The sequence below is a fragment of the Streptococcus sp. CF10-1 genome (assembly GCF_024295825.1).
In the GTDB taxonomy this organism is placed as follows: Bacteria; Bacillota; Bacilli; order Lactobacillales; family Streptococcaceae; genus Streptococcus.
Genome location: NZ_JANCPQ010000006.1, coordinates 25590 through 41974, shown reverse-complemented (window position 1 = coordinate 41974; position 16385 = coordinate 25590). Strand labels below are relative to the sequence as shown.

The window sequence follows — 16385 nt, the reverse complement described above, 5'->3', positions numbered from 1 at the left end:
AGTTGGGGGAATCTCAACTCCTTTTGTGAGTATGATAGTTGGACACGGAATTGACATCGAAGAATTAGCTTCGATAGAAAGTGCAGTTACACGACGTGAGGGCTTTGCCAAGCGCGTGCTGACACCTAAAGAAATGGAGCGCTTTGCCAGTCTCAAAGGGCGCAGACAGATCGAATACTTGGCAGGCCGCTGGTCAGCTAAGGAGGCCTTTTCTAAGGCTATGGGAACTGGTATTGGCAAACTGACCTTTCAGGATTTGGAAGTTTTGAACAATGAACGCGGGGCTCCCTATTTTAGTCAGGCACCATTTTCAGGAAAGATTTGGCTATCGATCAGCCATACAGATCAGTTTGTGACAGCCAGTGTCATTTTGGAGGAAAATCATGAAAGCTAGTCCACATAGACCAACCAAGGCTCTGATATGTCTAGAAGCTATTCAACAAAATATCCAGCAAATGGGGGTTCATATCCCTGAAGGAACGCTCAAGTGGGCAGTGGTTAAGGCCAATGCCTATGGACATGGTGCAGTAGCTGTTGCCACAGCTATCCAAAACGATGTCGACGGCTTTTGCGTTTCTAATATTGATGAAGCTATTGAACTTCGTCAGGCTGGAGTTAGCAAGAAAATCCTTATCTTAGGAGTTTCTGAAATAGAAGCTATTGGCCTAGCTAAAGAATACGACATCACTTTGACGGTGGCTGGACTGGAGTGGATTCAAGCACTCTTAGCTAGGGAGACAGATTTATCTGGCTTAACAGTTCACCTCAAGATTGACTCAGGAATGGGACGAATTGGTTTTCGAGAAGCTAGTGAGGCTGAGCAGGCTCAAGATTTGCTCAAGCAACATGGTGCTCGCATTGAGGGAATTTTTACCCACTTTGCTACTGCAGATGAAGAATCAGATGCCTATTTTAATACCCAGTTAGAACGATTTAAAGCTATTTTGGCAAGTATGAAGGAAGTTCCAGAACTGGTTCATGCCAGCAATTCGGCAACGACTCTTTGGCATGCAGAGACTATTTTCAATGCTGTCCGTATGGGAGATGCCATGTATGGTCTTAACCCAAGTGGAGAGGTTTTGGACTTACCCTATGATTTGACACCAGCCTTGACCTTGGAGTCTGCCCTGGTTCATGTCAAGACAGTTCCAGCTGGAGCTTGCATGGGCTATGGAGCCACCTATCAGGCGGATAGTGAGCAAGTCATTGCGACGGTGCCAATCGGTTATGCGGATGGTTGGACACGAGACATGCAGAATTTCTCTGTCTTGGTAGATGGAGAAACTTGCCCAATCGTCGGACGAGTATCTATGGATCAAATCACCATTCGTCTGCCTAAGATTTATCCGCTAGGAACAAAAGTAACCCTGATCGGCACAAACGGTGGCAAGGAAATCACAGCTACTCAGGTAGCGACCTATCGTGGAACTATTAACTATGAGGTGGTTTGTCTCCTCAGCGACCGCATTCCGAGAGAATATTATTAAAAAGAAAGGAGTGGAGCATGAATCTACACCAACCCTTGCATGTCTTACCTGGTGTGGGACCAAAATCAGCAGAGAAATACACCAAACTAGGAATTGAAAACTTGCAAGACCTCTTGCTCTACTTTCCTTTCCGTTATGAAGATTTCAAGACCAAGCATGTGCTAGAGTTGGAAGATGGCGAAAAGGCTGTTCTATCTGGTCAGGTAGTGACTCCTGCCAGTGTCCAATATTATGGTTTCAAGCGCAATCGCCTGCGTTTTAGTCTCAAGCAGGGAGAAGTTGTTTTTGCGGTGAATTTTTTTAACCAACCCTATCTGGCTGATAAGATAGAGTTGGGTGCAACTCTTGCTGTCTTTGGAAAATGGGACCGTGCCAAAGCCAGTCTGACTGGGATGAAGGTTCTAGCTCAAGTGGAAGATGACCTCCAGCCGGTTTATCGTCTGGCTCAAGGAATCAGTCAGGCCAGTCTGGTCAAGGTCATCAAGACAGCTTTTGATCAGGGATTGGATCTCTTGATTGAGGAAAATCTTCCCCAGTCTTTACTGGATAAATACAAACTCATGTCCCGTTGTCAGGCCGTTCGTGCCATGCATTTTCCTAAGGATTTAGCAGAATACAAGCAGGCCCTTCGTCGGATAAAATTTGAGGAACTCTTTTACTTCCAAATGCAATTGCAGACGCTCAAGTCTGAAAATAGAGTTCAGGGAAGCGGTCTGGTTCTGAATTGGTCCCAGGAAAAAGTGACAGCCGTTAAAGAAAATCTGCCTTTCGCCCTGACCCAAGCTCAGGAAAAGAGTCTGCAGGAGATTTTGACCGACATGAAGTCCGACCATCACATGAATCGTCTTCTGCAAGGAGATGTAGGGAGCGGAAAGACGGTGGTTGCTGGCTTGGCTATGTTTGCTGCAGTGACGGCTGGATATCAGGCAGCTCTTATGGTGCCAACAGAAATCCTAGCAGAGCAACACTTTGAGAGTTTACAGAACCTTTTTCCAGACTTGAAACTGGCTCTCTTGACAGGTTCCTTGAAAGCTGTAGAAAAAAGAGAAGTCTTAGAGACCATTGCCAAGGGTGAGGCTGATTTGATTATCGGAACCCACGCTCTGATACAAGATGGGGTGGATTATGCTCGTCTTGGCTTGATTATCATTGATGAGCAGCACCGTTTTGGTGTGGGCCAAAGGCGTATTTTACGGGAAAAAGGGGACAACCCTGACGTTCTCATGATGACGGCGACACCCATTCCACGAACCTTGGCTATCACAGCCTTTGGAGATATGGATGTTTCTATTATCGACCAGATGCCAGCAGGGCGGAAGCCTATTGTGACGCGCTGGATTAAGCATGAGCAGTTGTCTCAGGTCTTGACTTGGTTAGAGGGGGAAATTCAAAAAGGTTCGCAAGCCTACGTCATCTCTCCTTTGATTGAAGAATCTGAAGCTCTGGATTTGAAAAATGCCATTGCCTTATCAGAGGAGTTGACAGCTCATTTTGCAGGAAAGGCAGAGGTTGCTCTACTACATGGTAAGATGAAGAGTGATGAAAAAGACCAGATTATGCAGGATTTCAAAGAGAGAAAGACGGATATTCTGGTTTCGACGACGGTTATCGAGGTCGGGGTTAATGTTCCCAATGCGACCGTCATGATTATCATGGATGCCGATCGGTTCGGTCTCAGTCAGCTTCACCAGCTCAGAGGCCGTGTTGGTCGGGGGGACAAGCAGTCCTATGCTGTTCTTGTGGCTAATCCCAAGACGGACTCTGGGAAGGATCGCATGCGCATCATGACAGAAACGACTAATGGATTTGTCCTTGCGGAGGAAGATTTGAAAATGCGTGGTTCTGGTGAGATTTTTGGAACCAGACAGTCTGGGTTACCAGAGTTTCAAGTGGCGGATATTATTGAAGATTTTCCGATTTTAGAAGAAGCTAGAAAGGTTGCCAGCTACATTAGTTCGATAGAAGACTGGCAAGAGGATCCAGAATGGCGCATGATTGCTCTCCACCTAGAAAAAAGAGAACATCTGGATTAAGCCTTTTCTAAGAAATCTATAAGCTAGCTTTTAGGTTTGGGTCTTATACTAGAGTCATCAAAAAGAAACGAGGACTCTCACATGACGATTAAAGTAAGCTACCAAAAGAAATTCCAAACCGTCAAACTAGAGAAAGGAGCTAGCACCTATTGATACACAGAGAGCGGAAACGCTCTTTTTATTTTTAAAACTACTTTCAGACGATAGGTTTGAGGAAAGAGAATCTAAAATCACTTTCTATTTAGCATTCTTTCTTGCATTGCCTTCCTAGATATGCTAGAGTTGTGATAGCGATTACAAAACTAAAGGAGCATGCTATGAAAAATCCAGCTTTGTTAGAAGAAATCAAGACCTATCTAGGACGGGATGAAGTTCCAGAAGATTTTGATGCTTTCTGGGATGAGGAAGTGAAAAAAGTTTCATCTCTTCCAGCCTACCAGTTGGAGGAAAGAGATTTCCATATTCCCCAAGTCAAGTGCTATGAACTTACTTTTGAAGGAACCAATGAAGGCAAGGTCTATGCACGAATCGTCCTTCCAAAGAGTGAGGAGAAAGTTCCCCTAATTTTCCATTTCCATGGCTATATGGGACGTGGTTGGGACTGGGCCGACATGCTGGCCTTCACTGTGGCTGGTTACGGTGTTGTTTCCATGGATGTGCGAGGCCAGTCGGGCTATTCGCAAGACGGCTCACGCTCTCCACTAGGAAATACCGTTAAGGGACATATTATCCGTGGTGCTGTTGAAGGTAGGGATCATCTCTTTTATAAGGATGTCTATCTGGATATATACCAGTTGATTGAAATTGTTGCTAGTCTCCCTCAGGTGGATGAGAAAAGACTTTCTAGTTATGGTGCCTCACAAGGAGGGGCTTTAGCTTTGGTTGCAGCTGCTCTCAATCCTCGGATTCAGCGAACAGTTGCCATCTATCCCTTCTTGTCTGACTTTAGACGAGTGCTTGAGATTGGCAATACCAGTGAAGCCTATGATGAACTCTTCCGATATTTCAAATTCCACGATCCCTTCCATGAAACTGAGGAAGACATCATGGCGACCCTTGCTTATATCGATGTGAAAAATCTTGCCCATCGCATTCAAGGTGAGGTCAAGATGATTACGGGCCTGGATGACGATGTCTGCTATCCTATTACCCAGTTTGCTATTTACAACCGTCTAACTTGCGAGAAGGCCTATCGCATCATCCCTGAGTATGCTCACGAAGCCATGAATGTTTTTGTCAATGACCAAGTCTACAACTGGCTCTGTGGCAGTGAGATTCCTTTTAAGTACGTAAGATAATGAATGAGAGAGCCCAGGAGCTCTCTTTTTTATGCCCAAAACCTGAAAGTACTTTTAGGAAATTTAAAATATTAAAATATTCTTAAAAGTAAAATCTATTCTGTGGGAACACAGATATAAATATAAGACTTTATTGTATAATAAAGGAAAAGTCACTTGTGAAAGGAGGAAAAAGGCTGCTGGAGGATTAAAAACTCGAGCTCAGCAGAAAATGGGAGAGGATTGGGAGCTCTCATTAAGTTGGATACTTTCTTGTAAAACTTGTCTCTTGAGAGACAATAAAAATTTTTAAAGAAAAAGAAAGCGCTTTATTTTATGAAAAATGAAAGGACAAACATGAATTACAAATCTTTAGATCGGAAACAGCGATACGGAATTCGAAAATTTGCAGTCGGGGCGGCATCTGTAGTGATTGGTACAGTAGTATTTGGAGCAAATCCAGTCTTAGCTCAAGAGCAAGCCAATGCAGCAGGGGCCAATACAGAAACTGTCGAACCTGGTCAAGGTTTATCAGAATTGCCAAAAGAAGCGTCCTCGGGAGATCTTGCTCATTTGGATAAAGATTTGGCTGGTAAATTGGCAGCAGCTCAAGACAACGGCGTTGAGGTGGACCAAGATCATTTGAAAAAAAATGAGAGTGCAGAATCAGAAACCCCATCCTCTACGGAAACCCCTGCAGAAGAAGCAAATAAGGAAGAGGAATCAGAGGATCAGGGTGCTATTCCTCGTGACTATTACTCCAGAGATTTAAAAAATGCCAATCCTGTCCTTGAAAAAGAAGATGTTGAAACCAATGCAACAAATGGTCAGAGAGTCGATTTATCAAGTGAACTAAATAAACTAAAGCAACTAAAAAATGCTACAGTTCACATGGAGTTCAAACCAGATGCATCAGCTCCACGCTTTTACAATCTCTTCTCTGTATCCAGTGAAACCAAGGAAAATGAGTATTTTACTATGTCGGTCCTTGATAATACAGCTCTTATTGAAGGACGTGGCGCTAATGGAGAGCAGTTCTATGATAAGTATACAGATGCTCCATTGAAAGTTCGCCCTGGACAATGGAATTCCGTGACCTTTACTGTCGAACAACCAACAGCGGAGTTACCTCATGGTCGAGTTCGTCTCTATGTGAACGGTGTCTTATCTCGAACAAGTCTAAAATCTGGGAACTTCATTAAAGATATGCCAGATGTTAATCAAGCTCAACTTGGAGCAACCAAACGGGGCAATAAAACAGTTTGGGCATCAAACCTACAAGTTCGAAACCTAACTGTTTATGATCGTGCTTTAAGCCCAGATGAAGTTCAAACACGGAGTCAATTATTTGAAAGAGGTGAATTGGAACAGAAACTTCCTGAGGGAGCAAAAGTCACTGAGAAAGAAGACGTCTTTGAAGGTGGTAGGAACAATCAACCAAATAAAGATGGTATCAAGAGTTATCGTATCCCAGCTCTTCTCAAGACAGATAAAGGAACGCTGATTGCAGGAACGGATGAAAGACGTTTGCACCATTCTGACTGGGGAGATATTGGGATGGTTGTTCGTCGCAGCTCAGATAATGGAAAAACATGGGGAGATAGAATTGTAATCTCAAATCCTCGTGACAATGAGCACGCTAAACATGCAGATTGGCCATCTCCAGTTAATATTGATATGGCCTTGGTGCAAGACCCTGAAACAAAGAGAATTTTTGCAATTTACGACATGTTCCTTGAAAGTAAGGCAGTATTTTCATTGCCGGGGCAAGCTCCGAAAGCTTATGAACAAGTGGGAGATAAAGTTTATCAAGTTTTATATAAGCAAGGAGAATCAGGTCGCTATACGATTCGAGAAAACGGAGAGGTTTTCGACCCTCAAAATAGAAAGACAGATTATCGTGTTGTCGTTGACCCTAAAAAACTAGCCTACAGCGATAAGGGAGATTTGTATAAAGGGAATGAGCTAATCGGAAATATTTATTTTGAATATAGCGAAAAGAATATTTTTAGAGTTTCCAATACCAACTACCTATGGATGTCCTACAGTGATGACGATGGGAAGACTTGGTCTGCACCAAAAGATATTACTCATGGGATTCGGAAAGATTGGATGCACTTCCTAGGAACTGGACCTGGTACGGGGATTGCCTTACGTACAGGACCTCATAAGGGAAGACTGGTGATTCCAGTTTATACAACAAACAACGTTTCCTACCTAAGTGGTTCACAATCATCTCGTGTAATTTATTCAGATGATCATGGTGAAACATGGCAAGCAGGGGAAGCAGTTAATGATAACCGCCCAGTAGGCAACCAAACCATTCACTCTTCAACCATGAATAATCCAAGCGCCCAAAATACGGAGTCAACTGTTGTTCAGTTGAATAATGGGGATCTCAAGCTCTTTATGCGTGGGTTGACTGATGATCTTCAGGTTGCGACCAGTCATGATGGGGGAGCAACGTGGGATAAGGAAATCAAACGTTATCCTCAAGTAAAAGACGTTTATGTTCAAATGTCCGCTATTCACACCATGCATGAAGGAAAGGAATACATTCTACTCAGCAATGCTGGTGGTCCTGGACGCAACAATGGTTTGGTTCACCTGGCTCGTGTTGAGGAGAATGGTGAGTTGACATGGCTGAAACACAATCCTATACAAAGTGGTAAGTTTGCTTACAACTCACTCCAAGAACTTGAAAATGGCGAATATGGTTTGCTTTATGAGCATGCGGATGGTAATCAAAACGATTATACTTTATCCTATAAGAAATTCAACTGGGATTTCTTGACTAAGGAAAGAATTTCTCCTAAAGAAGCAAAAGTAAAATATGCTATCCAAAAATGGCCAGGTATTATTGCCATGGAGTTCGATTCGGAAGTATTGGTAAACAAGGCTCCGACCCTTCAATTGGCAAATGGCAAGACAGCAACCTTTATGACCCAGTACGATACAAAAACTCTCTTATTCACAATAGATCCAGAGGATATGGGACAAAGGATTACAGGCCTAGCTGAGGGTGCAATTGAAAGCATGCACAATTTACCAGTATCTTTAGCCGGCTCTAAACTAAGCGATGGTATTAATGGCAGTGAAGCTGCTATCCATGAAGTTCCAGAGTTCACAGGTGGTGTAAATGCAGAAGAAGCGGCTGTGTCAGAGGTACCAGAGTACACTGGACCATTGGCAACAGCAGGTGAAGAACCAGCTCCAACAGTAGAAAAACCGGAATTCACAGGTGGTGTAAATGCAGTTGAGGCAGCAGTCCATGAACTTCCAGAGTTCAAGGGTGGTGTCAATGCAGTTCAAGCAGCTTCAAATGAGGTTCCGGAATATAGCGGAGGTGCTAACTTTATCTTGGCAGCTTCAAATGACCGGCCAGAATATAAGGGTGGAGTCAATGGTGCTGAGGCGGCAGTCCATGAACTTCCAGAGTATAAGGGAGAAACCAAACCAGTCTTAGCGGCTGCAAGTGACAAACTATCTCTAGGCCAAGATGTGACCTATCAAGCTCCAGCAGTTAAACAAACGGGCCTACCAAATACTGGAAGCAAGGAAACAAGTTCACTGATTTCCCTTGGTCTTGCAGGTGTTCTTTTATCCTTGTTTGCATTTGGCAAGAAGAGAAAAGAATAGTAAGCAAAAGCTATTTGAATAAGTTTCAGAAGAGATAGCAGGTTTTTAAACCTGCTATCTTTTTTGATGACATTCAGGTTGATTCGAAATCATAAGAGGTCTGAAACTACTTTCAGGATAGTCTGTTCTATAAAATACTTTTGAAACTGAAATCTATTCTATCACAAGCTATTGAAAGCGCTTAACAAATAATATATAATAAGCCCATAAGAACAAGAAAGGGAGGAAAGAGGATGCCACAGATCAGCAAAGAAGCCTTGATTGAACAAATCAAAGATGGAATCATTGTCTCTTGCCAGGCACTTCCTCACGAACCGCTTTATACAGAAGCGGGAGGAGTCATTCCCTTGCTAGTCAAAGCGGCTGAGCAAGGTGGAGCAGTCGGTATCCGAGCAAACAGTGTTCGCGATATCAAGGAGATCAAGGAGGTTACGAAACTCCCGATTATCGGGATTATCAAACGTGACTATCCGCCACAGGAGCCTTTCATTACAGCTACGATGAGAGAAGTGGATGAACTGGCTGAACTAGATATTGAGGTCATTGCTCTGGATTGTACCAAACGTGAACGTTACGACGGTTTGGAAATCCAAGACTTTATTCGACAAGTCAAAGAAAAATATCCGCATCAACTCTTAATGGCTGATACCAGCACGTTTGAAGAAGGAATAGCAGCAGTTGAGGCAGGTGTTGATTTTGTTGGAACAACCCTATCAGGTTATACCTCTTATAGTCCTAAGGTAGATGGTCCAGACTTTGAACTGATCAAAAAACTGTGTGAAGCAGGTGTGGATGTCATCGCTGAAGGGAAAATTCATACACCAGAACAAGCTAAGCAAATCCTTGAATATGGGGTGCGAGGTATCGTTGTTGGTGGAGCGATTACTAGACCAAAAGAGATTACGGAACGCTTTGTTGCCGGTCTTAAATAACACAATCTCAAAAAAGAGGAGAGTGGTCGATGCGTCGGATGAAATGAAAACGTATACAAATATAAACTTGCTCATTATCCAATATGGATACGCTTATCAATTAGGAGAATACAAATGAAATTTAGAAAACTAGCTTGTACAGTACTTGCGAGTGCTGCGGTTCTTGGTCTTGCTGCTTGTGGCAATTCTGGCGGAAGTAAAGATGCTGGCAAATCAGGTGGTGACGGTGCCAAAACAGAAATCACTTGGTGGGCATTCCCAGTATTTACCCAAGAAAAAACTGGTGACGGTGTTGGAACTTATGAAAAATCAATCATCGAAGCGTTTGAAAAAGCAAATCCAGATGTAAAAGTGAAATTGGAAACCATCGACTTCAAGTCAGGTCCTGAAAAAATCACAACAGCTATCGAAGCTGGAACAGCTCCAGATGTACTCTTTGATGCACCAGGACGTATCATCCAATACGGTAAAAACGGTAAATTGGCTGAGTTGAACGACCTCTTCACAGATGAATTTGTTAAAGATGTTAATAACGAAAACATCGTACAAGCAAGTAAAGCTGGAGACAAGGCTTACATGTATCCAATTAGTTCTGCCCCATTCTACATGGCAATGAACAAGAAAATGCTAGAAGATGCTGGAGTGGCAAACCTTGTAAAAGAAGGTTGGACAACTGATGATTTTGAAAAAGTATTGAAAGCACTCAAAGACAAGGGTTACACACCAGGTTCATTGTTCAGTTCTGGTCAAGGGGGAGACCAAGGAACACGTGCCTTTATCTCTAACCTTTATAGCGGTTCTGTAACAGATGAAAAAGTTAGCAAATATACAACTGATGATCCTAAATTCGTCAAAGGTCTTGAAAAAGCAACTAGCTGGATTAAAGACAATTTGCTCAATAATGGTTCACAATTTGACGGTGGAGCAGACATCCAAAACTTTGCCAACGGTCAAACTTCATACACAATCCTTTGGGCACCAGCTCAAAATGGTATCCAAGCGAAACTCTTGGAAGCAAGTAAGGTAGACGTGGTAGAAGTACCATTTCCATCAGACGAAGGTAAACCAGCTCTTGAATACCTTGTAAACGGATTTGCAGTATTCAACAACAAAGACGACAAGAAAGTTGCAGCTGCTAAGAAATTCGTTCAATTCATCGCAGATGACAAAGAATGGGGTCCTAAAGATGTAGTTCGTACAGGTGCCTTCCCAGTTCGTACATCATTTGGCAAACTTTATGATGACAAACGTATGGAAACAATCAGTGGTTGGACTAAATACTACTCACCATACTACAACACTATTGATGGATTTGCTGAAATGAGAACACTTTGGTTCCCAATGTTGCAATCTGTATCAAATGGTGACGAAAAACCAGCGGATGCTTTGAAAGCCTTCACTGAAAAAGCGAACGAAACAATTAAAAAAGCTATGAAACAATAAGCACTAAATCAGATTGATCCCTCCCTTTTCCCTGTGCATAGTCTATGTAAGAAAAGGGAGGATTTTGTTTGAAATGTAAGGAACTGTCACGAAATTAAAATGAAGTTCTTACATAAGCGAATCTTAAAAAATTTCATTTTGATTTTAAAACAGTTTAAGAAAGTCAAAAAATTATTCTATTTGAAAGAGAGGTGCCGACTGTGAAAGTCAATAAAATTCGTATGCGGGAAACAGTGATTTCCTATGCTTTCCTAGCACCAGTATTATTCTTCTTTGTCATCTTTGTATTGGCTCCTATGATTATGGGATTCATTACAAGTTTCTTTAACTACTCAATGACTAAATTTGAGTTTGTGGGCTTGGACAACTATGTTCGCATGTTTAAAGACCCTGTCTTTATGAAGTCTTTGATCAATACCGTGATTCTGGTTATTGGATCTGTACCAGTTGTTGTTCTGTTCTCACTCTTTGTAGCATCTCAGACCTATCATCAAAATGCCATTGCCAGATCCTTCTACCGTTTTGTCTTCTTCCTACCTGTTGTAACAGGTAGTGTTGCCGTAACAGTTGTATGGAAATGGATCTATGACCCACTATCAGGGATTCTAAACTTTGTCCTCAAGTCAAGTCATATCATCAGCCAGAACATTTCTTGGTTGGGAGATAAAAACTGGGCATTGATGGCGATTATGATTATTCTCTTGACAACTTCAGTTGGTCAACCGATTATCCTCTACATCGCAGCTATGGGGAATATTGACAATTCACTGGTTGAAGCGGCGCGTGTTGACGGTGCAACTGAGTTTCAAGTCTTCTGGAAGATTAAATGGCCAAGCCTTCTTCCAACAACCCTTTATATTGCAATCATCACAACAATTAACTCATTCCAGTGTTTCGCCTTGATTCAGCTTTTGACATCTGGTGGGCCAAACTACTCAACAAGTACCTTGATGTACTACCTATACGAAAAAGCCTTCCAATTGACAGAATACGGCTATGCCAACACAATCGGTGTCTTCTTGGCAGTCATGATTGCGATCGTAAGCTTTGTTCAATTTAAAGTACTTGGAAACGACGTAGAATACTAAAGAAAGGAGACAGCTATGCAACCTACACAAAAGAAACCCTTAACAGCTTTCACTGTTATCTCAACGATTATCTTGCTCTTGTTGACTGTGCTGTTCATCTTTCCATTCTACTGGATTTTGACAGGGGCATTCAAATCACAACCTGATACAATCGTTATTCCTCCTCAGTGGTTCCCTAAAATGCCAACCATGGAAAACTTCCAACAACTCATGGTGCAGAACCCTGCCTTACAATGGATGTGGAACTCAGTATTTATCTCATTGGTAACCATGTTCCTAGTCTGTGCAACCTCATCTCTAGCAGGTTATGTATTGGCTAAAAAACGTTTCTATGGTCAACGTATCCTCTTCGCTATCTTCATCGCTGCTATGGCGCTTCCAAAACAAGTTGTCCTTGTACCATTGGTACGTATCGTCAACTTCATGGGAATTCATGACACTCTTTGGGCAGTTATCTTACCTTTGATTGGATGGCCATTTGGGGTCTTCCTCATGAAACAATTTAGCGAAAACATCCCAACAGAGTTGCTTGAATCAGCTAAAATCGATGGCTGTGGTGAGATTCGTACTTTCTGGAGCGTAGCCTTCCCAATTGTGAAACCAGGGTTTGCAGCCCTTGCAATCTTCACCTTCATCAATACTTGGAACGACTACTTCATGCAGTTGGTTATGTTGACTTCACGTCAAAACTTGACTATCTCACTCGGGGTTGCGACCATGCAGGCTGAAATGGCAACCAACTATGGTTTGATCATGGCAGGTGCAGCTCTTGCAGCCGTGCCAATCGTAACCGTCTTCCTTGTCTTCCAAAAATCCTTCACTCAGGGGATTACTATGGGAGCGGTCAAAGGTTAAGATTCTGCGAAAATCGAGTTTAAACTACATCAGCATCACCTTGCTATACTTAAGTATTGTCTGCGGTTAGCTTTCTAGTTTGTTCTTCGATTTTCATTGAGTATAAGAGAATACAGAGTTATAAGTGTCTACAAAATGGAGAGTATGCAGTTACTTCGTGAAGTTTTGTCAGACACTTATAAACTTAAGAATAAACTCTTTTCATGATACTAGTTAGAGTAGGTTCGTTTTATGGTGGCTATTTTCCGCTTTAGTGGTATCTAAGATAAGAATCTTACGCTTATCTTAGACGGAATTTTTGAGACTGACGATGAAGGAGTGAAAGGCTCAAAAATTAGGAATGAAATTCCGAAGGAATTTGCTTCCGTCCGCACTGTTACAGGGAAATAGAGAAAGGATAATTCGAAACTGAAAAATAGTAACTATCAGAAACGAAGGAAACAGTATGATTTTTGACGATTTGAAAAACATCACCTTTTACAAGGGTATCCATCCCAATCTAGACAAGGCTATCGACTATCTCTATCAGCATCGTAAAGATTCTTTCGAGTTAGGAAAGTATGAGATTGACGGGGACAAGGTCTTCCTAGTTGTTCAGGAAAATGTCCTCAATCAAGCTGAAAATGATCAATTTGAGCACCATAAGAACTATGCAGACCTGCATTTGCTGGTAGAAGGACATGAATATTCGAGCTACGGTTCACGTATCAAAGACGAAGCGGTAGCATTCGACGAAGCGAGCGACATTGGCTTTGTCCATTGTCATGAAAAATACCCACTCTTGTTGGGCTATCACAATTTTGCGATTTTCTTCCCAGGAGAACCTCACCAGCCAAATGGCTACGCAGGGATGGAAGAAAAGGTTCGCAAATATCTCTTTAAAATTTTGATTGATTAAAAGAATCAGGAGGAGCAAACATGGCACAAAAAGGAGTAAGCCTTATCAAGGCAGCATTTGATACAGATAATTTTCTCATGCGTTTCAGTGAGAAGGTCTTGGATATCGTGACAGTCAATCTTCTTTTTGTCGTCTCTTGTTTGCCAATTGTGACGATTGGAGTGGCGAAAATCAGCCTCTATGAGACTATGTTTGAGATTAAGAGAAGCAGACGGGTACCAGTCTTTAGAACTTATATAAGGGCCTTCAAGCAAAATCTGAAACTGGGGCTTCAGTTAGGTCTGTTAGAGTTGGGCATTGTGTCATTAAGCCTTCTAGACCTCTATCTCTTCTGGGGACAGACTGCTTTGCCTTTCCAGATTGTCAAGGCTATTTGTTTGGGGATTCTCATCTTCCTCACTCTGGTGATGCTGGCTAGCTATCCCATCGCTGCGCGCTATGCTTTGTCTTGGAAAGAAGTGCTGCAAAAAGGGCTTATCTTGGCAAGTTTTAACTTTCCTTGGTTCTTCCTCATGTTAGCCATTCTCTTTCTCATAGTGATGGTTCTTTATCTATCCGCCTTCACTCTCCTTTTGGGTGGGTCAGCTTTTATCCTCTTTGGTTTTGGTTTGCTGGTCTTTCTCCAAGCAGGATTGATGGAGAAAATTTTCGCCAAATACCAGTAGGATGAGGTGTTTCTGAAACTACTTTCAATCGTTACAGTTTCTAAAATACAGGTAGAAACTAAAATCTAAGTGTATACAAGATATTGAAAGCGATTTTCACAAGGTGTATACTAAACTTGTAAAAAATAGAACTGCTCTCAGCAGAAAAAAAGAAATCTTAGGAGAAAATCTATGTCAGATTTGAAAAAATACGAAGGTGTCATTCCAGCCTTCTACGCATGTTATGATGATCAAGGAGAAGTCAGTCCAGAGCGTACGCGTGCCTTGGTTCAATACTTCATTGATAAAGGTGTTCAAGGTCTCTATGTCAATGGTTCTTCTGGTGAATGTATCTACCAAAGTGTGGCAGATCGCAAGTTGATTTTGGAAGAAGTCATGGCAGTTGCCAAGGGCAAATTGACTATCATCGCTCACGTAGCTTGCAACAATACCAAAGATAGTATGGAACTTGCTCGCCACGCAGAAAGTTTGGGTGTAGATGCCATTGCAACGATTCCACCGATTTACTTCCGCTTGCCAGAATACTCAGTTGCCAAATACTGGAACGATATCAGTGCAGCAGCTCCAAACACAGACTACGTGATTTATAACATTCCTCAATTGGCAGGAGTTGCTTTGACTCCAAGCCTTTACACAGAAATGTTGAAAAATCCTCGTGTTATCGGTGTTAAGAACTCTTCTATGCCAGTTCAAGATATCCAAACCTTTGTGAGTCTTGGTGGAGAAGACCATATTGTCTTTAACGGTCCAGATGAACAATTCCTAGGTGGCCGTCTCATGGGTGCTAAGGCTGGTATCGGTGGTACTTATGGCGCTATGCCAGAACTCTTCTTGAAACTCAATCAGTTGATTGCGGACAAGGACTTGGAAACAGCGCGTGAATTGCAATATGCTATCAACGCAATCATTGGCAAACTCACTTCTGCACATGGAAATATGTACGGTGTGATCAAAGAAGTCTTGAAGATTAATGAAGGACTTAACATCGGATCAGTTCGTTCGCCATTGACGCCAGTAACCGAAGAAGATCGCCCAGTTGTAGAAGCAGCAGCACAATTGATTCGTGAAACCAAGGAGCGCTTCCTCTAATCCATAAGGAGGTATTTATGACACACTACGTTGCAATTGATATCGGTGGAACCAACATCAAATATGGTTTGATCGACCAAGAAGGCCAACTTGTTGAATCGCATGAAATGCCAACCGAGGCGCATAAAGGTGGTCCTCATATCTTACAAAAGACAAAAGATATCGTTTCCAGCTATTTAGAAAAAGGCCCAGTAGCAGGTGTTGCCATTTCTTCTGCAGGAATGGTGGATTCTGATAAGGGTGAGATTTTCTATGCTGGTCCTCAGATTCCCAACTATGCAGGGACCCAGTTCAAGAAGGAAATCGAGACTAGTTTTGCGATTCCTTGTGAAATTGAAAATGATGTCAATTGTGCAGGTCTGGCTGAGGCAGTATCTGGTTCAGGAAAGGGAGCGAGTGTGACACTTTGCTTGACCATTGGAACAGGTATCGGGGGTTGCTTGATTATGGATGGGAAAGTCTTCCATGGATTTAGCAACTCAGCTTGCGAAGTTGGTTATATGCACATGCAGGATGGAGCTTTCCAAGACTTGGCTTCTACGACAGCCTTGGTTGAGTATGTAGCAACAGCTCATGGAGATCCAGTTGATCAGTGGAATGGGCGACGCATCTTCAAGGAAGCTACCGAAGGAAACAAGATCTGTATGGCTGGTATTGACCGCATGGTAGACTATCTAGGAAAAGGTCTGGCAAATATTTGCTACGTTGCCAATCCAGAAGTGGTCATTCTCGGTGGCGGCATTATGGGGCAAGAGGCTATTCTCAAACCGAAGATCCGCACAGCCTTGAAGGCGGCCTTGGTGCCAAGCCTAGCTGAAAAAACACGATTAGAATTTGCCCATCACCAAAATACAGCAGGGATGTTGGGAGCCTATTATCATTTCAAAACAAAACAATCCTAGTTTGGAATTATAGAATTAAGCAGAACACTGAATCACTACTTGAGTGAAAACTGTTTTGCTTAATTCTTTTTTTATTG

Annotated in this window: 13 protein-coding genes; all 13 read left to right on the top strand. The window is 42.4% G+C overall.

Annotated features, from left to right (window positions below):
* The first annotated feature begins 31 nt into the window (after positions 1 to 31).
* The 13 genes from acpS (at position 32) to NMM25_RS08120 (ending at position 16308) form a co-directional block, all read left to right on the top strand.
* A complete protein-coding gene (gene acpS / locus NMM25_RS08180) occupies positions 32 to 394 on the top strand; it encodes a holo-ACP synthase (RefSeq protein ID WP_250316159.1) in 363 nt (120 codons plus the stop codon).
* Entirely contained in the window at positions 384 to 1487 is a 1104-nt protein-coding gene (gene alr / locus NMM25_RS08175) for an alanine racemase (RefSeq protein WP_254736523.1), read from the top strand. Before acpS ends, alr begins: the two co-directional genes overlap by 11 nt.
* Positions 1478 to 3520 carry an ATP-dependent DNA helicase RecG gene (gene recG, locus NMM25_RS08170; RefSeq protein WP_368406772.1) on the top strand — a complete coding sequence of 681 codons (2043 nt, stop codon included), beginning with the start codon at positions 1478 to 1480 and terminating at the stop codon, positions 3518 to 3520. Before alr ends, recG begins: the two co-directional genes overlap by 10 nt.
* 317 nt (positions 3521 to 3837) lie before the next feature.
* Positions 3838 to 4818, top strand: a complete 981-nt coding sequence (locus NMM25_RS08165; protein ID WP_254736521.1) for an acetylxylan esterase — start codon at positions 3838 to 3840, stop codon at positions 4816 to 4818.
* A gap of 336 nt (positions 4819 to 5154) precedes the next feature.
* Complete coding sequence (locus NMM25_RS08160; RefSeq protein WP_254736520.1) at positions 5155 to 8436, top strand: SIALI-17 repeat-containing surface protein; 3282 nt, start codon at positions 5155 to 5157, stop codon at positions 8434 to 8436.
* A gap of 233 nt (positions 8437 to 8669) precedes the next feature.
* Complete coding sequence (locus tag NMM25_RS08155) at positions 8670 to 9368, top strand: N-acetylmannosamine-6-phosphate 2-epimerase (RefSeq protein WP_001135660.1); 699 nt, start codon at positions 8670 to 8672, stop codon at positions 9366 to 9368.
* A 114-nt stretch (positions 9369 to 9482) separates the two neighbouring features.
* On the top strand, positions 9483 to 10811 hold the full coding sequence (locus tag NMM25_RS08150) for an ABC transporter substrate-binding protein (protein WP_254736519.1): 1329 nt from the start codon (positions 9483 to 9485) through the stop codon (positions 10809 to 10811).
* Between the two features lie 221 nt (positions 10812 to 11032).
* Entirely contained in the window at positions 11033 to 11899 is an 867-nt protein-coding gene (locus NMM25_RS08145; RefSeq protein WP_171804884.1) for a carbohydrate ABC transporter permease, read from the top strand.
* Positions 11900 to 11914: 15 nt separating this feature from the next.
* Complete coding sequence (locus tag NMM25_RS08140) at positions 11915 to 12754, top strand: carbohydrate ABC transporter permease (RefSeq protein WP_254736518.1); 840 nt, start codon at positions 11915 to 11917, stop codon at positions 12752 to 12754.
* A 445-nt stretch (positions 12755 to 13199) separates the two neighbouring features.
* Positions 13200 to 13652, top strand: a complete 453-nt coding sequence (locus tag NMM25_RS08135) for a YhcH/YjgK/YiaL family protein (protein WP_000575449.1) — start codon at positions 13200 to 13202, stop codon at positions 13650 to 13652.
* Between the two features lie 20 nt (positions 13653 to 13672).
* On the top strand, positions 13673 to 14317 hold the full coding sequence (locus NMM25_RS08130) for a DUF624 domain-containing protein (RefSeq protein WP_254736517.1): 645 nt from the start codon (positions 13673 to 13675) through the stop codon (positions 14315 to 14317).
* Positions 14318 to 14488: 171 nt separating this feature from the next.
* Positions 14489 to 15406: a dihydrodipicolinate synthase family protein gene (locus NMM25_RS08125; RefSeq protein WP_254736516.1), complete on the top strand. Its 918-nt coding sequence runs from the start codon at positions 14489 to 14491 to the stop codon at positions 15404 to 15406.
* A gap of 17 nt (positions 15407 to 15423) precedes the next feature.
* On the top strand, positions 15424 to 16308 hold the full coding sequence (locus NMM25_RS08120; protein WP_254736515.1) for an ROK family protein: 885 nt from the start codon (positions 15424 to 15426) through the stop codon (positions 16306 to 16308).
* Positions 16309 to 16385 lie beyond the last annotated feature (77 nt).